Annotated in this window: 16 protein-coding genes; 10 read left to right on the top strand and 6 right to left on the bottom strand. The window is 70.7% G+C overall.

Annotated features, from left to right (window positions below; all coding sequences use genetic code 11):
* Nucleotides 1-2: 2 nt before the first annotated feature.
* The 4 genes from ACWEQG_RS04505 to ACWEQG_RS04490 form a co-directional block, all read right to left on the bottom strand.
* Nucleotides 3-3,182 carry a penicillin acylase family protein gene (locus ACWEQG_RS04505; protein ID WP_452281689.1) on the bottom strand — a complete coding sequence of 1,060 codons (3,180 nt, stop codon included), beginning with the start codon at nucleotides 3,180-3,182 and terminating at the stop codon, nucleotides 3-5.
* A 331-nt stretch (nucleotides 3,183-3,513) separates the two neighbouring features.
* Nucleotides 3,514-4,677 carry a polysaccharide deacetylase family protein gene (locus ACWEQG_RS04500; RefSeq protein ID WP_452281687.1) on the bottom strand — a complete coding sequence of 388 codons (1,164 nt, stop codon included), beginning with the start codon at nucleotides 4,675-4,677 and terminating at the stop codon, nucleotides 3,514-3,516.
* A gap of 323 nt (nucleotides 4,678-5,000) precedes the next feature.
* Nucleotides 5,001-6,116, bottom strand: a complete 1,116-nt coding sequence (locus ACWEQG_RS04495; RefSeq protein WP_452281685.1) for a polysaccharide deacetylase family protein — start codon at nucleotides 6,114-6,116, stop codon at nucleotides 5,001-5,003.
* Nucleotides 6,117-6,322: 206 nt separating this feature from the next.
* The gene (locus ACWEQG_RS04490; protein ID WP_452281683.1) at nucleotides 6,323-7,597 is read right to left on the bottom strand and encodes an MFS transporter; all 1,275 of its coding nucleotides are present in this window, start codon (nucleotides 7,595-7,597) and stop codon (nucleotides 6,323-6,325) included.
* A gap of 182 nt (nucleotides 7,598-7,779) precedes the next feature.
* On the opposite strand from ACWEQG_RS04490, the gene ACWEQG_RS04485 reads away from it, so the two are divergent.
* On the top strand, nucleotides 7,780-9,042 hold the full coding sequence (locus ACWEQG_RS04485) for a hypothetical protein (protein ID WP_452281681.1): 1,263 nt from the start codon (nucleotides 7,780-7,782) through the stop codon (nucleotides 9,040-9,042).
* A 25-nt stretch (nucleotides 9,043-9,067) separates the two neighbouring features.
* On the opposite strand, the gene ACWEQG_RS04480 is transcribed toward ACWEQG_RS04485, so the two are convergent.
* Together ACWEQG_RS04480 and ACWEQG_RS04475 are read right to left on the bottom strand one after the other, a co-directional pair.
* A complete protein-coding gene (locus ACWEQG_RS04480) occupies nucleotides 9,068-9,442 on the bottom strand; it encodes a nuclear transport factor 2 family protein (protein WP_452281679.1) in 375 nt (124 codons plus the stop codon).
* Between the two features lie 86 nt (nucleotides 9,443-9,528).
* Nucleotides 9,529-11,184, bottom strand: coding sequence for a class I adenylate-forming enzyme family protein (locus tag ACWEQG_RS04475; RefSeq protein ID WP_452281677.1), 1,656 nt, complete (start codon nucleotides 11,182-11,184; stop codon nucleotides 9,529-9,531).
* Between the two features lie 191 nt (nucleotides 11,185-11,375).
* On the opposite strand from ACWEQG_RS04475, the gene argC reads away from it, so the two are divergent.
* The 9 genes from argC to tyrS all read left to right on the top strand — a co-directional run bounded on the left by argC (nucleotide 11,376) and on the right by tyrS (nucleotide 21,274).
* Nucleotides 11,376-12,398 (top strand): N-acetyl-gamma-glutamyl-phosphate reductase, encoded by a 1,023-nt coding sequence (gene argC, locus ACWEQG_RS04470; RefSeq protein ID WP_452281675.1) that lies wholly within the window; start codon nucleotides 11,376-11,378, stop codon nucleotides 12,396-12,398.
* A gap of 127 nt (nucleotides 12,399-12,525) precedes the next feature.
* Nucleotides 12,526-13,680: a bifunctional glutamate N-acetyltransferase/amino-acid acetyltransferase ArgJ gene (argJ, locus tag ACWEQG_RS04465; protein WP_452281673.1), complete on the top strand. Its 1,155-nt coding sequence runs from the start codon at nucleotides 12,526-12,528 to the stop codon at nucleotides 13,678-13,680.
* Complete coding sequence (gene argB / locus ACWEQG_RS04460) at nucleotides 13,677-14,627, top strand: acetylglutamate kinase (RefSeq protein WP_452281671.1); 951 nt, start codon at nucleotides 13,677-13,679, stop codon at nucleotides 14,625-14,627. Before argJ ends, argB begins: the two co-directional genes overlap by 4 nt.
* Entirely contained in the window at nucleotides 14,624-15,814 is a 1,191-nt protein-coding gene (locus ACWEQG_RS04455; protein ID WP_452281669.1) for an acetylornithine transaminase, read from the top strand. Before argB ends, ACWEQG_RS04455 begins: the two co-directional genes overlap by 4 nt.
* Nucleotides 15,807-16,853 carry an ornithine carbamoyltransferase gene (gene argF / locus ACWEQG_RS04450; RefSeq protein ID WP_452281667.1) on the top strand — a complete coding sequence of 349 codons (1,047 nt, stop codon included), beginning with the start codon at nucleotides 15,807-15,809 and terminating at the stop codon, nucleotides 16,851-16,853. Before ACWEQG_RS04455 ends, argF begins: the two co-directional genes overlap by 8 nt.
* The gene (locus ACWEQG_RS04445) at nucleotides 16,850-17,434 is read left to right on the top strand and encodes an arginine repressor (RefSeq protein WP_363468655.1); all 585 of its coding nucleotides are present in this window, start codon (nucleotides 16,850-16,852) and stop codon (nucleotides 17,432-17,434) included. The genes argF and ACWEQG_RS04445 overlap by 4 nt, the downstream gene beginning before the upstream one ends.
* A 365-nt stretch (nucleotides 17,435-17,799) precedes the next feature.
* Nucleotides 17,800-19,212, top strand: a complete 1,413-nt coding sequence (gene argH / locus ACWEQG_RS04440; RefSeq protein WP_363468659.1) for an argininosuccinate lyase — start codon at nucleotides 17,800-17,802, stop codon at nucleotides 19,210-19,212.
* Complete coding sequence (locus ACWEQG_RS04435) at nucleotides 19,194-19,877, top strand: DNA-3-methyladenine glycosylase (RefSeq protein WP_452281665.1); 684 nt, start codon at nucleotides 19,194-19,196, stop codon at nucleotides 19,875-19,877. Before argH ends, ACWEQG_RS04435 begins: the two co-directional genes overlap by 19 nt.
* 131 nt (nucleotides 19,878-20,008) lie before the next feature.
* On the top strand, nucleotides 20,009-21,274 hold the full coding sequence (gene tyrS, locus ACWEQG_RS04430; protein WP_363468661.1) for a tyrosine--tRNA ligase: 1,266 nt from the start codon (nucleotides 20,009-20,011) through the stop codon (nucleotides 21,272-21,274).
* Nucleotides 21,275-21,854: the final 580 nt, after the last annotated feature.

Below are 21,854 nucleotides of genomic sequence, written 5' to 3'. Positions count from 1 at the left end.
TCCTATCTGCCGTACACCTCGAAGGAGTACAGCGAGTAGCCGTAGCCGGTGCCCCGCTTGACCCCCTGCATCCGCACGTGGCGCGCGCTGCCCGGCGTGAATGTGACGGTGTCCACGCCGCCGTCGCCCGTGGTCGTCTGCGCGACGGTGGTCCATGTTGAACCGTCCGCCGAGGTCTGGATCCGGTACGACGAGGCGTACGCCGCCTCCCAGCGCAGGATGACCCGGCTCACGGTCTTCGCCGAGCCGAGATCGACCTGGATGTACTGGTTGTCGCTCCACGCGCTGGCCCACCGGCTCGCGGGGTCTCCGTCGACGGCCTTGGCGGGGCCGTTGGAGCCCTGCGTGCTCGACGCGCTCGCCGTACGGCCCAGGGCGAGGTCGGTCACGTCGTCGCCGCGGTGCGCGGGGAACGAGACCACCTGCTGGTAGGTCGGCCGGTTCTGCCACGAGATCAGCGAGTGCTTGACGCCGCCGAGCGGTGACTGCCGGACGGCGTCGGCGCACCACTGGTCGCCCGCCGAGCAGGAGTCGTCACCCGGGTAGGTCGTCGCCGCCGGTTCGGCCAGCGCGGCCGCCAGGCTGTCCAGCAGGACCGTACGGCAGGCCGCCACGGTGGCCCCGCAGTACTTCGCCGGCAGGGGAGCTGCCACCGGGTCGCCCAGCACGGCCCGGATGTCCTTGTCCACGTAGCCCCACCAGCCGTACTGGAACGACGAGCCCTTGTGGGGCTGCGCCTCGTTGGCCGAGCCGGGCAGTGAGGAGACGTCGCCCTGCTGGTGCCCGGAGGGCGACTCGTTGATCTGCAGCGCGTTGACGAGCGCCTGGTAGAGCCCGTCGCCCAGTCCGGGCCGGAACTGCGCCCGGACCAGCTTCGGCCACCACGCGTCGAAGATCCGGATGGCGTCGGCGTGCGCGTACGTCTTGCTGCCCTTCGAGGTCTCCTGCCGCGTGGCGCCCGCGGCGGCCCAGGCGGACAGCTTGGCGACGGCTGAGGCCAGAGCGGGATCGGAGACGGCGGCGCTGTTCACGACGCGCAGCAGCTTGGGCAGCACCTTCCATCCGCGCAGGTCGGTCGTCGCGGCCGACGCCATGATCTTCACGACTCCGGCGCGGTCGAGGGTGCCCGAGGACAGGGCCGCTCTCACCGGCGCGTCGAGCAGGTCGCCCCGATGGACCGCGCCGAAGCTGAAGTTGCCGTCCGACGCGCCGAAGTCCTTGGCCTGCTTGTTGTTCCAGCTCACGAAGTAGTCCTGGTTGACCGCCTGCGGATGCGCCGAGGGCGGGACGTAGGACGCCGTGTTGGCCGCCGGGTCGAAGCCGCTCCACTCGTGCGCGGCGTCGCCCGCCATGGGCAGGTTCGGGTCGGACACCGCCGACCGTACGGGGACGTTGCCGGACATGAAGTACGCCGCGTCGGCGGAGTTCACGTAGAACCAGTTGAACGCGAAGCCGATGGTGGAGGCCGAGTTGCGGAACGCGGCCGCCGACCCCATCTCGGCCGGGTCGTTGAACATCTGGAACCCGATCGCGGAGTCCGCCTCGTGCTGGTAGGTCGAGCGCAGCGTGGTGAAGGCCGTCGGCACGCCGCCGACCGTGCCCCGCCAGGTCACCAGGCCGTACTTGGTGCGCTTGACGACCAGGTCGTACGACCCGGCGGCGGTGGAGTCGGCCGTGTTGGGCTTCCAGGAGTTGGTCTTCTTCAGCGTCTCCATCGCCGTGCAGGCGCCGTGGTAGAGGTAGTGGTCCGACGAGAGCGTGGGCGTGCCGCCGTTCGGGTCGCACAACGTCACCGCGTAGGTGTCGGTGATGTCCTCGGCGGCGGAGGTGGCGCTCCACGCGTAGTCGGTTCCGCGTCCGAGCAGCACGTAGAGGTTGAGCCCGGCGAAGGCCGCGCCGCGTGCCCGGATGCCGGGCCCGGACAGCTCCTCCAGCATGAGCAGTTGCGGCGCGAAGTAGCCGGTCTGCGGCCCGAACACCGCGATCGGGTGCCCGCCGGCCGCCTTGGCGGCCGAGATCACGATGGCGTTGGACATCCCGGGTTTGGAATTGTCGACCGTGAGCCCGGTCAGCGCGCTCTCGGCCTGCGTGGTCGCGGAGGTGGCGGTGCCGGTCTCGTTGGCCGTGATGTCGACCGGCGCGGTCGTGCCGGCGTCGGGCAGCACCACTCCGGTCGCGCCGGACGGGGCCGCCCCGAAGGGGAAGCTCTGCCCGTCGTGCAGGGTCAGCACGGTCTCCGGGTCGTTCTGGGCGCGGAAGGCCGTCCACATCCGGTCTCCCTCGGCGGCTCCGTACTTCGCCCGCGCGGCCACGCGGACGAGGGCGGACTGCATCTCGGCGCCGCCGCCACCGCCGAACAGGCCGCCGATCACGCCGGAGATCGCGATCAGGTCGGTCATCCGGAAGTCCTCCGGGCCGCCCTTGTTCGTGATCGCGTCGAGGTGGCCGGTCAGCACGTACTCGCCCGGGCAGTCGCGGTTGGCCATGCAGTGGTCGATGTACGCGTTGATCCCGGCGACGTAGCTCTGCACGTCCGCGTACAGCTGGGCGCCCCTGGAGCCGGCGGTCCGCAGCCGGTCGATCTGCGCTTGGAGATCGGCCTCGGTGTAGGGGGAGTTGCGCCAGACGCTCTGCTCCAGCTCCCTGTTGCCGGCCGCGCCGCCGGCGAACGGCGTCAGCTCGCCCCGGCCGACGTGACGCATGAGGTCCATCAGCCACAGGCGGTCCTGCGCGCCGGCGTATCCGGCGCCGAACATGGTGCCCTCCCGGGTGGTGCCGGTGACGTGCGGGACGCCGGTCGCCTTGTCGCGGACGATGGTGACGTCCGAGCGCGGGCTCACCGTGCTCGCGACCTGGTTCGCCGGCACGCCGAAACCGCTGTCGTTGAAGAACGCGGAGATCTGCTCGTCGGTGAGGCCGGTGTAGCCGGAGATGAGGTCGGCGTACCTGCCGAGCTGGTCCTTGCTGTGGGCGGGATACGTGCCGAGGGTCTGGTTGCCCAGGATGTCGACGAGCGTGGCGTTGCCGTTCTGGCCGGGCGGCAGGATGTCCGCGCACTGGCCCAGGCAATAGTCGTCGGGAGGGTAGTAAGGGGCGGCGGCGGCCGGTGCCGCGGGCAGGCCGACGGCGACCAGGGCCAGCGCGGCGGCAGCGGTGATCGCCCGTCGAAGGCGCGCGTGCATGGGGGATCTTCCCTTCGCGGTGTCGGGGGGGTGAAGGGACCGTGGTGGTGCTGTTCACGCGCGTGAATGTGAGCCAGGCTCAATTCCGGACGATACCCGCGGGTAACCGGAGGAGCAATGGCCACTTCGTGGTCATCGTGCGCCCGCCCCGGGCCCTGAAGGAGACCTGGACAGCGGAAAGGTACGGCGCTCCCCGGAGAGCGCCGCACCGTTCCTGGCGGTCAGTCCACACGGCAGGAGACCGACGGCCAGGTTCATACGCCAATGGGGTGGCCGGATCGTGGCCCGCAATGCGCCAAAGGTGCTCCGCATTGCGGGCCACGGGTGCGGGCTATCGGTTCCAGGTCCACTTCTGGTTGTTGCCGCCGTGGCAGGAGTACAGCTGGAGCTGGGTGCCGTTGCCGGTGCCGGCGCCGACGGCGTCGAGGCACAGCCCGGACTGGACGCCCTGGATGCTGCCGTCGGAGTTGACGCGCCACTTCTGGTTGTCGCCACCCCAGCAGCTGTAGATCTGCACCTTCGCGCCGTTGCCGGTGCCGGCCGCGTCCAGGCACTTGTTGCCGTACACCCGGATCTCACCGGACGAGGAGGAGCTCCAGGCCTGGTTGGTCTGGCCGTTGCAGTCCCACAGCTGCACCTGAGCGCCGTCCGAGGTGCTCGCGTTCGCCACGTCCACGCAGCGGCCCGAGGCGACACCCCTGATCTGCCCACTGCCACCACCGGAGGTGGGAGTCGCGCTTGGAGACTGGGGGATCGTCGGGGAGGGGGAGACGGGCCCGCTGCCGTCGGGGGCGACGGCGCGGCCGGTGGTGGGGGAGATCATGCCGGCGCACAGGTTGCGGCTGCGGAGGTTGGCGGCGATCTGCGGGATCGCCTGGACCGTCGTGGCGTACTGGTCGTGCATGAGGATGATCTGGCCGTTCTGCAGGCGGCCGGCGGCCTGGACGATGGCGGAGGTGCTGGCGCCGTTCCAGTCCTGGGAGTCGACGTCCCAGATGATCTCCCTGAGGCCGAGCTGCTGCTCGACGGACTTCAGCGTGGAGTTGGTCTCGCCGTACGGCGGGCGGAACAGCTTGGGCGCCGAGCCGGTGGCCTGCTGGATGGCCTGCTGGGTCCGCTGGAGTTCGGACTGGATCTGCGAGCTGCTCATCTGGGTGAGATGGGGGTGGGTGTAGCTGTGGTTGCCGACCCACATGCCCGCGTCCACCTGGGCGCGGACCAGGGACTGGTTGTTCTGGGCGTTCTGGCCGATGTTGAAGAACGTGGCCCGCAGGCCGTTGGCCTTCAACGTGTTCAGCAGATTCGTGGTGTTGCTCGGGTTGGGCCCGTCGTCGTACGTCAGTCCGACGTAGCCGCCGCTGCAGTCGGCCGCCTGCGCGGCCGTGGCGGACAGGGTCACGGTCGCGAGCGCCGCGGTGACGACGCCCGCGAGCGCCGTGGCGAGCATCTTGCGTAAGCCTGCACGTCTTGCGGTGGGCACGGCGCTGTCGGCCATCTCTTGCTCCTCCGATCGGGAGGGCCGGACGGCGCTGTCCACCGATAGGTGGGCGCCGCCCGGCCCAGGGGTTCGCCGGGGCATCATTCTGGAGAACGAGACTGAAACATGTCAAAGATTCACAGAAACATTTCAACAAATGAGTCGCTCATGTTCCCGTTGAGCTGCCGAAACATCGGATGAAGGTTTCATGAGGCGGCCGATTCGGGCAGTCCACGTGCCTCCGAGTAGAGCCGCACCTGGAGACGGGACGGCCGTACGGCGGGGAGGTGAGCCCTTCCCGCCGCACGGCCGGTGTCAGGCGATCGCCGTCGCGCTGTCCGTCAGGACGCGCTGCAGGTCAGTGCCGGCGTGGCGGCGGTGCCGTTGGCGACGAAGCCGAAGGTGGTGGAGGCGCTCGCGCCCAGGCTGCCGTTCCACGTTTCGTTGCGCACGCTGACGGAGGAGCCGGAGCCGGACCGCAGGCCTCCCCACAGCTGGCTGACGGACTGGGAGCCGGGCCAGCTCCAGGTCACCGTCCAGCCTCTGATGGCCGAACTGCCCGCGCGCACCGTCACGTTCGACTGGAACCCGCCACCCCAGGAGTTGACGGTCTCCATCGTCGCCGTGCAACCGCCCGGTCCCCCCGTGGGTGTGATCGTGGGGCTGGGGCTGGGGCTGGGGCTGGGGCTGGGGCTGGGGCTGGGGGATTGCGGGATCGTCGGGGAGGGGGAGACGGGCCCGCCGCCGTCGGGGGCGACGGCGCGGCCGGTGGTGGGGGAGATCATGCCGGCGCACAGGTTGCGGCTGCGGAGGTTGGCGGCGATCTGCGGGATCGCCTGGACCGTCGTGGCGTACTGGTCGTGCATCAGGATGACTTGACCGTTCTGCAGGCGGCCGGCGGCCTGGACGATGGCGGAGGTGCTGGCGCCGTTCCAGTCCTGGGAGTCGACGTCCCAGATGATCTCCTTCAGGCCGAGCTGCTGCTCCACCGACTGGAGGGTCGAGTTGGTCTCGCCGTACGGCGGGCGGAACAGCTTGGGCGCGGAGCCGGTGGCCTGCTGGATGGCCTGCTGGGTCCGCTGTAGCTCCGACTGGATCTGCGAGCTGCTCATCTGGGGCAGGTGCGGGTGGGTGTAGCTGTGGTTGCCGACCCACATGCCCGCGTCCACCTGCGCTCTGACCAGGGACGGGTTGGCGGCGGCGTTCTGGCCGATGTTGAAGAACGTGGCCCGCAGGCCGTTGGCCTTCAACGTGTTGAGCAGGTTCGTCGTGTTGCTGGGATTCGGGCCGTCGTCGTAAGTGAGTCCGACGTAGCCGCCGCTGCAGTCGGCCGCCTGCGCGGCGGTGGCGGACAGGGTCACGGTCGCGAGCGCCGCGGTGACGACGCCCGCGAGCGCCGTGGCGACCGTCTTGCGTAAGCCTGCGCGTCTTCCAATGGGCACGGCGCTGTCGGCCATGTCTGCTCCTCCTGCCGGGGCTCTGATCGGACACCGGGGCCAGGCCTGGTGGCACGTCACCCTGCGAGGGAGGCGCCGTCCGGCCCGGCGGTTCGCCGGGGGCATCATTCTGGGAAGCGCCGTTGAAACATGTCAAAGACTCGGTAGAAATATTTCAGCGGCAACCGGTCAAGCGCGGGTCGCACCGCCGGACGCCGATGAACCTTTCACGCCGTCGCGGACTCCGGCGGGCGGAGAGCGAGCGCGTGCTCGTCGGTCCTCGCGTCGTACCGGCGGAACCTGGGCAGCGCGGCCGCCATCAGCCCGACCGCGGCCACGCACAGCAGGCCGCCCGCTCCGAGGGAGAATCGGGTGCCGCCCAACTGGCCCATGAACCCGGCGCGCGCGTCGCCCAGCATCGGTCCGGCCGAGTAGGACAGCAGTTCGATGCCCGCGAGCCGTCCACGGTAGGAGTCCGGAATCGTCTGGTTCCAGATGGTGCCGCGGAACAGGCCGCTCACCATGTCGGCGCCGCCGGCGACGGCGAGGAGCAGGAACATCAGCCAGATGTCCGGCATCAGGGCCGCGAGCGCCACGGCGACGCCCCACAGGGCGGCCGAGACGATGACGGCGAGCCCGTGCCGATGGACGTGGGCCGTCCAGCCCGAGGTGAGGGAGGCGACCACCGCGCCGACGCCACCGGCCGCGTACAGGACTCCGACGGCCTTCGACGCGCCGAGGTCCTCGGCGAGGAACGGGAACAGCGCGGTGGAACTCGCGAAGGCCATCGCCGCGATGTCCACAAGATAGGTGCCCATCAGGTCGGGCCGCCGCAGCGCGTACCGCACGCCTTCCAGCAGGGAGCGCAGCGACGCGGGCGTGGGCTCCTCGGCGCGCGGGACTGCGCCGACCCTGACCAGCAGCGCGAGGGACAGCAGGAACGAGGCGACGTCGACGCCGTAGGAGGCGGCCGGCCCGAGCGAGGCCACGATGAGACCGCCCGCCGCCGGCCCCGCGATCATGGCGGCGTTGCGGACCAGGCCCTGCAGCGCGAACGCCGCGGGCATCCGGTCCAGCGGCAGCACGCGGTTGATCATCGCCTGCTCGCTGGGCGACCGTATGCTGCCGAGCCCGGCGGCCAGCGCCCCGGCGGCGTACAGCACCCAGACCTGCGGCCGGGGCAGCAGCGCGTTGACGAGCAGGAGCGCCGAGGACAGACACAGCCCGAGCTCGCTGAGTATCACGATCCTGCGCCGGTCGTGCGCGTCCGCGATCGCGCCGCCCCACAGGCCGCAGACCACCATCGGGACGAACTCGGCCATGCCGACCAGGCCCACCGCCACGTAGGAGTCGGTGAGCTGCTTCATCTGGTACGGCACGGCCACGGTCGTGACGACCGTGCCGAGCATCGTGATCAGACCGGAGCCGAGCAGCAGGCGGAAGTCGCGGAACTCCCGCAGCGGGCTGAGATCCAGTCTCAGCCGCCGGGCCAGGGACTTCACAGAACGATCAGGGCTGCCCCCCACGATGGCCCATTCCATCGATTCGCCGCGAGGGCAGGCAACTGCTTTTCCGCCGCGCCCCGGCGACACTTCGGTGGGTGGCCGCAGCCGATCACGTTCGCCTGAGAAAGGATGAGGAAAACGCGGTGATCCACGGCATGGGGCGCCAGTAGGTTCCCCCTATGAACAGCGATCTACAGAAGGCGCGGGCGCTGGCGGAAGCCGGCGACGTCTCCGGGCTCATGGGTCATCTGCGCTCCACCGTGGATCGTCTCCCGATCGCCGACAGCGCGGCCCTCGTCCGGCGGGCGGCGGAACTCATGAAGTTCGCCGACCTGGCCGAGACGGCGGCCGCCGTGTCGGCCGACCCCGGCCGGCCGCGGGCGCTCTACGCGTACGGCTACGCCTGCATAGAGCGGGGCGCCTCCTTCCTGGCGGTCCCCGCCCTGCGGGAGGCGCTGCGCCGGGAGCCGGGCTCGGCGGCGATCCTGCGGGAGCTGGTCACCGCTTTCGAGGACGAGAATCGGCACGGCGAGGCCGTTTTCGTGCTGCGCGAGCACGAGGCCGTCCTGACTCCGTGGCCCGATCGCTACCTGCTGGCCTACAACGCGCTGATGTCCGGCGATGTGGACCGTGCCGCCGCCGAGGCGGACGGGCTCCCCTTCCCGGAGGACGAGTTCTGGCTGCCGGCCCGGGGCCGTCTGTCCAGGATGCTCGCGCGGGCGCGGCAGGCGCGGGCCCTCGGCCGGCTCGACCCACGTGACCTGCGGGGCTGGCATTTCGCGCTGACCGGCGGTGTCCTGGCCACCCTGTCGCCGTTCGGCGTCGACCAGGGCATGAACGGCCGGTACGCCTACCTGAACGACGACTTCGGCGCCTGCCTGTACGGCCTGCGCCGGCTGCGCACCGTCCTGGAGGCGGCGGGCCGGACGCCGAAGACGGTGTCCCTGCTGCCCGGCCGGGGCGATCTCGCTCTCGGCCTCGCCGCGTCCCAGGTCCTGGGGCTGCCCGCCGAGCCCTTCGCCTCCGGCCGGACCGACACGGTCGTCATCGCCTACGACCTCGGGAACGCCGGTGACCTCGTCGTGGACCTGTACGAACGCGCGGCCGGCCAGATCCTCTACGAGCACGCGACATGCTGGACCGAGCCGCCTCAGGTCAGCGCCGACGTCAGCGCGCTGCTCTGCCAGATGATCGTCGCGCCCTGGGACGAGAAGATGCACTTCACGCCGGACGGTGACATGGCCAGGTCCCCGGCCGACGATCGCGGGGCGGAGGACCTGGCCGCGGACATCCTGCGTGCCACCCCCACGCCCGACGAACTGCCCTCCGACACCGACGAGGCGCTCGCCCGGTTCGTGGCCGGGATCGCCCCGATGTGGCCGGCCGACGGCACGCGCGACCGCGTCCGCTCCGCCGGGCCCGCCCCCAGTTCTCGTTTCTGAGGACGGGCTCCCGGGGGAGAGGCGGTCAGGCGGGAACCTTGTCGAGGAAGCCGTACACGCTGCGGATCCGGCCGTCCTCGTCGAGCACCATCACGTCGAAGCCGATCACGACCGGCTCGGCCGCCTCTCCGGCGCTCTGCGGGCCGAGGTGCCAGGTGAAGCGCGCGATGTCGTGGTGGCCGTCCACGGGCCCGCCGAGGGTGAACACGAACCCGGGGAACATCTCCTGCGCACCGGCGATCACCGCGGCGATGCCGTCGTGTCCGGTGACGGAGGCCAGCGGGTCGGTGTAGCCGCCGTCCTCGGCCCACAGCTCCGCCACGGCCTTCGCCCTGGCCTCGGCGTCGCGCTCGTTCCAGGCGGCGACGTAACGCTCGGCCAGGGCAGTGTGATCGGTCATTTCCACTCCTTCGGGGATGTCTTCCGTGACGACACGTGAACGGTGTCACGGACCCCCGAGGCGGGGCGATTACGTGGCAGGTAACCCTAGAGGCCCAGGGTCTCCTTGCGCAGGTGGGTCTTGAGTACCTTGCCGCCGGGGTTGCGCGGCAGTTCGGCCTCCCTGAACCAGAACCGCACCGGCACCTTGAACGCCGCGATGCGGCCGCGCAGGAACTCCTGGAGCTCCTCGCCGGTGGCGCCGGCGCCCTGCTTGAGCCGTACGACGGCGCCGACCTGCTCGCCCAGCTCGTCGTCCGGGATGCCGATCACCGCCGCGTCGTCCACCGCGGGATGCTCGAACAGGGCGGCCTCGACCTCGGCGCAGTAGACGTTCTCGCCACCCCTGATCACCATGTCCTTGGCGCGGTCGACGATGTAGACGAAGCCGTCCTCGTCGATGCGGGCCAGGTCCCCGGTGTGCAGCCAGCCGTCCACGAACGTCTCGGCCGTGGCGTCCGGGCGGTTCCAGTAGCCCATGATGACGATCGGCCCGCGCATGCACAGCTCGCCGACCTCGCCGGGCGGCAGTTCGGCGCCGAGCGGGTCGCAGACCTTGACGTCCACGACGGCGAGCGGCAGTCCGATGCTGTCGGGCTTGGCCAGGTAGTCGGCGCCGCTGTTGTAGATCGCGAGCGCGGTCGTCTCGGTCATGCCGTACCCGTTGGCGGGCGTGCGGTTGGGGAGCGTCTCGGTGAGCCGCTCCAGCAGCTTCGGCGGGGCCGGGGCGCCGCCGTACGAGATGGAGCCGAGCGAGGAGACGTCGTGCTTGTCCAGGTCGGGGTGGGACAGCAGTTGCCAGGCGTTGGTCGGCACGCCGCTCATCACGGTGACCCGCTCACGCTCGATGAGCTCCAGGGCCCGCTTGGGGTCCCACTTGTACATCAGCACGAGCCCGCCGCCGCTGAACATCGTGGTCATCAGCACGGCGAAGCACCCGGTGACGTGGAAGAGGGGCACGGTGAGCAGGGTGATCCTGCGCTTCTCGGCCGCCGCGGCCACGTCCCTGCCGGCCATGGCCACGGTGCGCATCATCGCGTACGCGACGGTCATCGGCGCCTGGCCGAGGTTGCGGTGGCTGCCGAGGGCGCCCTTGGACCTGCCGGTGGTGCCGGAGGTGTAGAAGATCGTGGCGAGGTCGTCGGGGCCGATGTCGACCTGCGGCAGCGTCACGTCGGCCCGGACCTCGCCGAGGACCTCCGCCCAGTTGGCGCCCGCGCCGCGGGTGACGATCATCGGCAGGCCGCTGCCGGCCATCCGGGCGGCGCGCTCGCCGTCGGCGATCACGACCTTGGCACCCGAGTCGTCGAGGCCGTACGCCAGTTCCTGCTCGGTCCACCAGGCGTTGAGCGGCACGGCCACCGCGCCCGCGGCGAGCACCGCGGAGAAGGAGATGATCCATTCCGGATAGTTGCGCATGGCGACGGCGACGCGGTCGCCCTTGCGCACGCCGAAGTCGTCCACGAGACGGTTGGCGAGTGTCGCGGCCAGCCGGAAGTGCTCTTCGAAGGTGATGCGCTCGTCCTCGTAGACCACGAACACCTTGTCCCCGTGGAACCGGGTGATCTCCAGGAGGGCCCGGAAGGTGGCCGGGGCATGCTTCCACGCCCGGATCTTGTGACCGCCGACCTCGACCTCGTCCATCTCGAAGAGCTGTCCGGGCGCCGTGAGCTGGGCCTGGACCTGTTCGTTCGTGATCGTCATGCTGGCGCACTCCCGGATTCGTTCGTTAACCGGAGGTTTCACGATACCGACCGGTAGGTACGGCGGCTAGATGTCCATTCCTCGGAACGCTGCTTGCATGCTCATGCTTTGCGTTGCATACTCTCTACACAAGCAAGAACATGAGGTCTGCTGCATGACCATGCAGTGATCGCGGAGAATCGGGGGCGCGGATGAGGGCGGCGATCGCCGGAGCCAGCGGCTATGCGGGAGGAGAGCTGCTCCGCCTGCTGCTCGGCCATCCCGACGTCGAGATCGGCGCGCTGACCGCGGCGTCCAGCGCGGGCACGAGACTCGGCGCCCACCAGCCCCACCTGCCGTCGCTGGCCGGTCGGGTGATCGAGCAGACCACCCCCGACGTGCTCGCCGGCCACGACGTCGTCTTCCTCGCCCTCCCGCACGGCCAGTCCGCCGCGGTCGCCGCCGAACTCGGCGACGGCACGCTCGTCGTCGACTGCGGCGCCGACTTCCGGCTGACCAGCGCGCAGGAGTGGACAGCATTCTACGGCGGCGCCCACGCCGGCACGTGGCCCTACGGCCTGCCCGAGCTGCCCGGTCAGCGTGAGGTCCTGCGCGGCGCCCGGCGCATCGCCGTCCCGGGCTGTTACCCGACCGCCGCGACACTGGCGTTGTTCCCCGCCTTCGCGGCCGGGCTGGCCGAGCCCGACGTCGTGGTCGTCGCCGCGAGCGGCGCCTCCGGGGCCGGCCGGGCACCCAAGGCCCATCTGCTCGGCAGCGAGCTCATGGGCTCGGTCAGCGCGTACGGGGTGGGCGGGGTGCACCGGCACACTCCGGAGATGGAGCAGAACCTGTCGGCGGTGGCCGGACGGCCGGTCCGCGTGTCGTTCACGCCGACCCTCGCACCGATGAGCCGGGGCATCCTCGCCACCTGCACGGCTCCCGCCGCCTCCGGCGTCACCGCCGCCACGCTCCGCGAGGCGTACGAGACGGCGGTGAAGGACGAGCCGTTCCTCCACCTGCTGCCCGAGGGGGTCTGGCCGGCGACCGCGATGACGGCCGGGGCCAACACGGCGATCCTGCAGGTCACCCTCGACGAGCGAGCCGGGCGGATCGTCGCCGTCGTCGCCATCGACAACCTCACCAAGGGCACCGCGGGCGGCGCGATCCAGAGCGCCAACCTCGCTCTCGGCCTGCCGGAAGAAGTCGGACTTCCCACCAATGGAGTCGCCCCGTGAGCAAGATTGTTTCGTTTGGAGGAGCGCGCATGAGCGAGCGAATCGATAGGCAGAGCGCGATTCGCGCGGCACTGACCTGCGCGCCTTCGGCACGACGTGACTCCGAGCTCGCAGTCGAGGGGGCGGCATGAGCGTCACCGCACCGCTGGGTTTCCGCGCCGCCGGAGTCGCCGCCGGGATCAAGAGCGGCGGCGCCCGTGACCTCGCCCTGGTCGTCAACGACGGCCCCTCGCGCGCCGCGGCCGGCGTCTTCACCCGCAACCGCTTCAAGGCCGCACCGGTCCTGTGGTCGGCCCAGGTCCTCAGTGAAGGCCGGGTCAGGGCCGTCGTCCTCAACTCCGGCGGCGCCAACGCCTGCACCGGTCCGCTGGGTTTCCAGGACACCCACGCCACCGCCGAGAAGGTCGCCGAGGTCCTGGACGACTCCGCGGCCGAGGTCGCGGTCTGCTCCACCGGCCTGATCGGCGAGCGGCTGCCGATCGACACGCTGCTCGGCGGCGTGGGGACCGCGGCCGCCCAGCTCAGCCGCGACGGTGGCCTGGCGGCGGCCGACGCGATCCGGACCACCGACACCGTCAGCAAGATCTCCTTTCGCCGCGGTGAGAACGGCTACATGGTGGGCGGCATGGCCAAGGGCGCGGGGATGCTCGCGCCGGCACTCGCCACGATGCTGTGCGTGCTCACCACCGACGCCGACCTCACCTCCGAGGAACTCGACACGGTGCTGCGCAGGGCCACCTCCGTGACGTTCGACCGGCTCGACACCGACGGATGCATGTCGACCAACGACACGGTGCTGCTGCTCGCGAGCGGCGCGTCGGGCGTTCGCCCCGACCTCGCCGAGTTCGAGAAGGTCGTCACCGCGGTCTGCGCGGACCTGGCCCGCCAGCTTCTGGTCGACGCCGAGGGCGCCACGAAGGCGATCGCCATCGAGGTCGTCGGCGCGGCGTCGGAGGAGGACGCGGTGGCGGTGGGCCGTGCGGTGGCCCGCTCGAACCTGCTCAAGTGCGCCATCCACGGCGAGGACCCCAACTGGGGCCGGGTGGTCAGCGCGGTGGGCACCACCGACGCCGTGTTCGAGGCCGAGCGGGTCAACGTGGCGGTCAACGGCATCTGGATCTGCCGCGGCGGCGCGGCGGGGGACGACCGTGCCAAGGTCGACCTGCGGCCCCGCGACGTGACCATCACCGTCGACCTGTCCGCGGGCACGCACACCGCTACCGTGCACACCACCGACCTCACGGCGGCGTACGTCCACGAGAACTCGGCGTACTCGTCATGAGCGTCAGGCGGAACGGCGCCCTGGACAAGGCGCACACCCTGATCGAGGCGCTGCCCTGGCTGGCGCGCTTCCACGGCGCGACCGTCGTCATCAAGTACGGCGGGAACGCGATGACCGAGGAGCACCTGCGGGCCAAGTTCGCGGCCGACGTGGTGTTTCTGCGTTACGCCGGCCTGCGGCCGGTGATCGTGCACGGCGGCGGCCCGCAGATCCAGTCGCACCTCGACCTGCTCGGGATCGACAGCCACTTCGTGTCCGGGTTGCGGGTGACCACCCCCGAGGCGATGCAGGTCGTCCGGATGGTCCTGGTCGGCCAGGTCAACCGCGACGTGGTCGGCCTGATCAACGGGCACGGCCCGTTCGCGGTCGGCATGTCCGGCGAGGACGCCCACCTGTTCACCGCCGAGCGCAAGCACGTCGTCGTGGACGGCGTCAAGGTCGACATCGGCCAGGTCGGGGAGATCATCAGGGTCGAGGCCGGAGCCGTGCGGGCCCTGCTCGACGACGGCCGCATCCCCGTGGTGTCCTCCGTGGCCCGAGGCGAGGACGGCGGGATCTACAACGTCAACGCCGACACCGCCGCGGCCGCCCTCGCCGTGGCGCTCCAGGCGTCGAAGCTCATCGTCCTCACCGACGTCGAAGGGCTGTACGCCGACTGGCCTCGCAGCGAGGAGGTCGTCAGCCGCATAGGGGCGTCCGAGCTCGCCGCGTTGCTGCCCTCGCTGTCCAGTGGCATGGTGCCGAAGATGGAGGCATGTCTGGCCGCCGTGCGCGGTGGCGTCCCGCAGGCGCACGTGCTCGACGGGCGGGTGCCGCACGCGCTGCTGCTGGAGGTCTTCACCGACGAGGGCATCGGGACGATGGTCGAGCCCGACGCCGCCGTCGCGGCGGCGGACGGGATCGGGGCGACGGCGGACGGCGCCGTCAACGGGGAGGTTGCCAGATGAGCACCAACGACGAACTGCGCGGACGTTTCGAAGCGGCGTTCATGCGCAACTACGGTGTGCCGCCCGTCGCCATCGCCCGCGGTGAGGGCTGCGCCGTCTGGGACGTGGACGGACGCCGCTACCTCGACCTCATCGGCGGCATCGCGGTGACCTCGCTCGGGCACAACCACCCGGCCCTGGTCGAGGCGGTGTCCCGGCAGGTGGCAACCCTCGCGCACACCTCGAACCTGTTCCTGCACGAGCCCGAGGTGCTGCTCGCCGAGAAGCTGCTCGCCCTGCTCGCGGAGCCCGCGCGGGTCTTCCTCGCCAACTCCGGCACCGAGGCCAACGAGGCGGCGGTCAAGATCGCCATCAAGTACGGCAGGACCCACGGCCGCGGCTACATGGTCGCGGCGGAGAACGGCTTCCACGGGCGTACGCTCGGCGCGCTGTCGCTCACCGGAAAGCCGTCGATCCGCGACCAGTTCGGGCCGTTCCCGCTCGACGTGCGGTTCGTCCCCTACGGTGACGCGGACGCGCTGAAGAACGCGGTGACCGAAGACTGCGCCGCGGTCTTCCTGGAGCCCACCCAGGGCGAGGCCGGGGTCGTCCCGCCGCCCGAGGGCTACTTCCGGGCCGCCAGGGAGATCTGCTCCTCGGCGGGGGCGCTGCTCGTCGCCGACGAGATCCAGTCGGCCATCGGCCGTACCGGGCACTGGTTCGCGCACCAGGCGGAAGGGGTCGTCCCGGATGTCCTGACGCTGGCCAAGGGCCTCGGCGGCGGCCTGCCGATCGGCGCCTGTGTGGGCTTCGGCGAAGCCGGCGAGGTCTTCGCCAAGGGCGACCACGGCTCGACCTTCGGCGGCAACCCGATCTCGTCCGCGGCGGCGCTCGCGGTGCTGGACACGATCGAGCGCGACGGACTGCTCGGCAACGTCGCCAAGGTGGGAGCGCTGCTGTCCGAGGGCATCTCCGCCGTGCGGCACCCGTTGCTCAAGGGGGTCAGGGGCCGAGGGCTCTGGCTGGCCGCCGTCCTCACCGCGCCCAAGTCCGCGCAGGTGCAGGCGGCGGCGCAGGAGGCAGGTTTCCTGGTCAACGCCCTTCAGCCCGACGCGGTACGGCTCGCGCCACCGCTTGTGATCACCGAGTCCGATGTGAAGACCTTCCTCGACGCACTGCCCGGCATCCTGGAGACCGCAAATGCCTGACGACGACCTCCTGACCCCCGACGACGGCCCGAGCCAGGGTGGCTACCCGGCGCGAGTCAGGCAGGGCGCGGACCCGGCGCGAGTCAGGGAGGGCGCGGACCCGGCGCGTGTCAGGCACTTCCTGCGGGACGACGACCTGTCGCCGGAGGAGCAGGCACAGGTGCTCGACCTGGCCGAGGCGATGAAGAAGGACAGGTTCGGCTACCGGCCCTTCGCGGGCCCCCGCACGGTCGCCGTGCTGTTCGACAAGCCCTCCACCCGCACCCGGGTCTCCTTCACCGTCGGCGTCGCCGAGCTGGGCGGCCAGCCACTGGTCATGGACCTCGGCACGTCGCAGATGGGACGCGGCGAGCCGGTCGAGGACACCGCGCGGGTGCTGTCCCGGCAGGTCGCGGCGATCGTGTGGCGGACGGCGGGCCAGGAGCGCATCGAGGCGATGGCGGCCCATTCGTCGGTGCCGGTGGTGAACGCGCTGACCGACGAGTTCCACCCCTGCCAGATCCTCGCCGACCTGCAGACGATCCGGGAGCACAAGGGCTCGCCGAGGGGGCTCACGCTCGCCTACCTCGGCGACGGTGCCAACAACATGGCCCACTCCTACCTGCTGGGCGGGGCCACGGCCGGCATGCACGTCCGGGTCGGGGCGCCGGCGGGCTACCTGCCCGACGCCCTGGTCATGGAGCGGGCGGCCGAGATCGCGGCGGCGACGGGCGGGTCGGTCACGGCGGTGAGCGACCCGGCGGCCGCGGTGGCCGGGGCCCATGTCGTCGCCACCGACACCTGGGTGTCCATGGGCCAGGACGGCAAGGACGAGCGGGTCGCGGCCTTCGCCTCCTACCAGGTGTCCACCGCCCTGCTCGGCCTCGCGGACCCGGACGCGATCGTCCTCCACTGTCTTCCGGCATATCGGGGGATGGAGATAGCCGCGGACGTCATCGACGGGCCGCAGAGCGTCGTGTGGGACCAGGCGGAGAACCGGCTGCATGCCCAGAAGGCGCTGCTGCACTGGCTGGCGACACGGGGCGCGGAGGGGTCGTGACCATCCCGCTCACCAAGGCCGCCCGGCACGCTCGCATAGTGGAGCTGCTGACCAGGCACAAGGTGCGCTCGCAGCCGGAGCTGGCCAAGCTCCTGGCGGAGCAGGGAGTGGAGGTCACCCAGGCCACGCTCTCCCGGGATCTCGACGAGCTGGGCGCGCTGAAGCTGCGGGCCGACGACGGCACGCTGGTCTACGCGCTGCCCGGTGAGGGCGGGGGGCGGATTCCCCTTTATCGCACCGGTGCCACGAACGGGTTGCCGGAGAACCCCGACGCGCGGCTGCGGAGGATCGCGGAGGAGCTTCTGGTGTCGGCCGAGGCGTCGGCCAACCTCGTGATCCTGCGCACGCCGCCGGGAGCGGCGCAGTTCCTCGCCTCGGCCATCGACCACGCGGGCTGGGAATCCATCCTCGGCACGGTGGCCGGCGACGACACGATCCTCGTCATCAGCCGTGATCCCGCAGGGGGGCAGGGGCTGGCGGAGTCCCTGCTCAACCTCGCCACCCGCCGCACGCCCGACGTGAGCAGGCACAAGCTCGCCGCGGAGGTCCGCGCCCACGACGGCGAAGAGCGGGAAGAGTGACGGATCGGGCAGTGCCCGCCTCCTACGGCGATGTCGCCGGGGAAGGGTCTGCCGATCGGCCTCGTCGAGAGGTCGAGGCACTCGATCGGTGAGAACGAAATCGCGGCCGCGCGGGACTCCCGCCAGGCCTGATCGACTCGGCATACGCCCCGGTTCCGGTGCAGGGACCGGGGCGTACGTCGGCTAAGGTCGCGGATTAGTCCCGCAAAGGATCCGCGTGAAGAATCGCGCCGAGTGTTCATCCGAGAAAGCCGGACCAGGCGCAAGGATCTACGTACGACGGCCCGGGCGGGAACGGTGCGCGGTCATCTTTTCGGCAGGGACTCGAATATCGGAGGGAGAAGACGGTGGCGGACAACAAGCCGATGAGGCTCTGGGGTGGCAGGTTCGAGGGGGGACCCGCGGACGCCCTCACGCGCCTGTCGGTGAGCGTGCAGTTCGACTGGCGGCTCGCGCCGTACGATCTGCTTGCCTCGCGCGCGCACGCGCGGGTGCTGCACCGCGCCGGGCTGCTGACGCAGGAGGAGCTCGACCGCATGCTGGGCGCGCTCGACGACCTCGACCGGGCCTGCCGCACGGGAGAGTTCCGCCCCACCGTGGCCGACGAGGACGTGCACACGGCACTGGAGCGTGGCCTGCTCGAACGGCTCGGCTCGCTGGGCGGCAAGCTCCGCGCCGGCCGCAGCCGCAACGACCAGGTCGCCACCGACCTGCGCCTCTACCTGCGTGACCACGTCCGCACGATCGTCTCCCGGCTCGCCGAGCTGGAGACGGCGCTGATCAGCCAGGCCGAGGAGAACGCCGACGTCGCCGCCCCCGGCATGACGCACCTGCAGCACGCCCAGCCGGTGTCGTTCGGCCACCAGCTTCTGGCTCACGTTCACGCGCTCACCAGGGACGTGGACCGCCTCCGTGACTGGGACAGGCGCGCGGCGATCTCGCCGCTCGGCTCGGGCGCGCTGGCCGGTTCCTCCCTGCCGCTCGACCCCGCCGCCGTCGCCGCCGAACTCGGGTTCGACGCTCCCGCGCCGAACTCGATGGACGCGGTCGCCGACCGCGACTTCGCGGCGGAGTTCCTGTTCTGTGCCGCGCTGATCGGCGTGCACATCTCCAGGCTCGGCGAGGAGATCGTGCTGTGGGCCTCGCAGGAGTTCCGGTGGATCGAGGTGGACGACGCCTACTCGACCGGCTCGTCGATCATGCCGCAGAAGAAGAACCCCGACGTCGCCGAGCTGGCCCGGGGCAAGAGCGGCAGGCTGATCGGTTCGCTGATGTCGCTGCTGACGACCCTCAAGGGCCTGCCGCTCACCTACAACCGGGACCTGCAGGAGGACAAGGAGCCGGTGTTCGACGCGGTCGACACCCTGCTTCTGGTGCTTCCCGCGGTGTCGGGCATGGTCTCCACGATGCGGGTGAACAAGGCCAAGCTGGAGTCCAGCGCGCCCGACGGCTTCGCCCTGGCGACCGACCTCGCCGAACTGCTCGTCCGCCGCGGGGTCCCGTTCCGTGACGCGCACGAGGCCGTCGGCCACCTCGTGGTGTGGTGCCAGGTGAACGACAAGGACCTCGGCGAGCTCACCGACGACGAGCTGGCCAAGGTCTCGCCGCACTTCGCCGTCGACGCCACGGGTGCGAGCGTGCGTGACGTGCTGAACGTGCACGGCGCGCTGGCCGCCCGCAGCGCCTTCGGCGGCACCGCGCCCGACCGGGTCCGCGACCAGATCGCGAACCTCCGGGAGACCGTCGACGGTCAGGCGGCATGGGCGAACGAGAGCTGATCGAGGACGTCGCGGGCGCGCCGCTCGGCCGCGACTTCTTCGACCGTCCTTCTGACGTGGTCGCGCCCGACCTGCTCGGCCGCGTGGTCGTGCACGGGTCGGTGGCGGTGCGGCTGAGCGAGGTCGAGGCGTACGGCGGGCCGGGGCAGGACCCGGCCTCCCACACCTACCGGGGACGCACGCCGCGCAACTCGGTCATGTTCGGGCCGCCGGGGCACCTCTACGTCTACTTCACGTACGGCATGCACTACTGCGCGAACCTCGTGTGCATGCCCGCGGGCACCGGCTCGGCCGTCCTGTTACGCGCCGGCGAGGTGATCGCGGGCGTGCACACCGCCCGCATCCGCCGTATGCCGCACGCCGACGGTCCGGAACTGGAAGGGCTGGTGCGGCGGGTCCCGGACCGTGACCTGGCGCGTGGACCGGCCCGGCTCACGGTGGCGCTCGGCCTGGTGCGGGAGCACAACGGGACGGACTGCTGCGCCGGCGGCCCGATCCGGGTGCACGAGGGCCGGGCCGTGCCGTCCGGCCAGGTCAGGACGGGCCCCCGAACCGGAGTGTCCGCGGGCGCCGACACGCCCTGGCGGTTCTGGATCGACGGGGATCCCACCGTGTCGCCGTACCGCGCCCACGTGCCCCGGCGCCGGGGTCGCACCACGAGCTGACGCGCCGGAGTGAAGTGGCGATAAGGTTTCGTGATCAGGCAGGCTTGTACGGAAGCCCGTACATCCACCATCAATAAGCGAAAGCCACGACCGTGACCGCAACTTCAGGCAATCTCGTGCCGACGTCGGAGATGGCTGACATCCTCGACGAGCTCGAGTGGCGCGACGTGATCGCGCAGACCACCGACATCGACGCGCTGCGCAAGGCGCTGGCCGACGGTCCGATCACCGTGTATGCGGGCTTCGACCCGACCGCACCGTCATTGCACGTGGGCAACCTGGCCACGCTGCTGATCCTGACCCGCTTCCAGCGCGCGGGCCATCGGCCCATCGGTTTGGTCGGCGGCGCCACCGGTCTGATCGGCGATCCGAGCGGCCGCAGCACCGAGCGGGCGTTGAACTCCAGCGACATCGTCGCCGAGTGGGTGGCGCGCATCCGCGTGCAGGTCGAGAAGTTCCTGTCGTTCGAGGAGGGGCCGACGGCGGCGACGCTGGTCAGCAACCTCGACTGGACGGCGCAGCTGTCGGCGATCGACTTCCTCCGGGACGTCGGCAAGCACTTCCCCGTCAACCGCATGCTGGCGAGGGAATCCGTCTCCGCCCGGCTGGCCGGTGAGGGGCTGAGCTACACCGAGTTCAGCTACCAGATCCTGCAGGCCAACGACTACCTGGAGTTGTACCGGCGGAACGGATGCACCCTGCAGCTCGGTGGCAGCGATCAGTGGGGCAACATCACCGCCGGAGTCGACCTGATCCGGCGGGTCGAGGGTGGGCACGTCCACGCGCTCACCGGCAAGCTGATCACCAAGGCCGACGGTACGAAGTTCGGCAAGACGGCGGGCGGTGCGATCTGGCTCGATCCCGCCCTGACCTCGCCGTACGCGTTCTACCAGTTCTGGTTGAACGCCGACGACCGGGACGTGGTGCGTTTCCTCAAGGTCTTCACCTTCCGCACCCGGGAGGAGATCGAGGAGCTGGAGAAGGCCGTGGCCGAGCGGCCGGCGGCTCGAGAGGCGCAGCGAGCCCTGGCCGAGGACCTGACGACTCTGGTGCACGGTGCCGACGAGCTGGCCCGCGTGATCGCCGCCTCGCGTGCGCTGTTCGGCCAGGGCTCCCTGGCCGAACTCGACGCCCGGACGCTGGAGTCCGCCCTCGCTGAGGTGCCCAAGGCCGTCGTGCCGGCTCTGGGTGCGCCGTACGTCGAGCTGCTCGCGGAGAGCGGGCTGGTGGAGTCGAAGTCCGCGGCGCGGCGTGCCGTCAAGGAGGGCGGCGCGTACCTGAACAACACGAAGATCACCGACGAGGAGTACGTGCCCTCGGCGGACGACCTGCTGCACGGCCGGTTCCTCGTGTTGCGCAGAGGCAAGAAGACGGTGGGCGGCGTCGAGATCGCCTGACCCTCGGAACCGAACAGCCGCCCCGGCCTGAGGCTGGGGCGGCTGTTTTATGGCCAAGAGTTGTTGTGACGAGGGTAACAATCTTGTGGCGTTCATGGCGGTCAGCGCCGGAAGTTCCCGTCTGGCCTGGGGTTTCGGCCATCTCGCCGTGATTTGACGGCCAGACCCGGGTTGCCTAATGTTTTCTTCGCCCCCGGGGAGAGCGGGACGCCGACAGGCGGCCGGACCCCGACGGGCAAGCCACTCTGACAACCACCCAGACGAGGCGCTCGCGTCAAGTCCGGGTCATCCGTGGTGCGGCCAGACCGAAGGGTTTGACGCGAAGCGGGCGAGGGTTTAAGATGGAGTGGTTGCCCCGAGAGGGGCGGTCACTCTAACAAGAGCATCGGCCGAGATCGCATGGCCCTCCAGGTCTGCGGTGCGGCGATCGCCGCAGAGTCGGCCGAACGGAAGTTATCGCCCTGGATCTCGGGACCTGTTGATCAGGTTCTGGGTGATGGTGGTCGCGTCCGTTTCTTGAGAACTCAACAGTGTGCTAAAAGCCAGTGCATGAAATCATGCATGACCCCGTCATGACGGC

This window comes from Microbispora sp. NPDC004025 (assembly GCF_053604425.1).
This window is presented reverse-complemented; position numbering and strand designations above follow the sequence as displayed.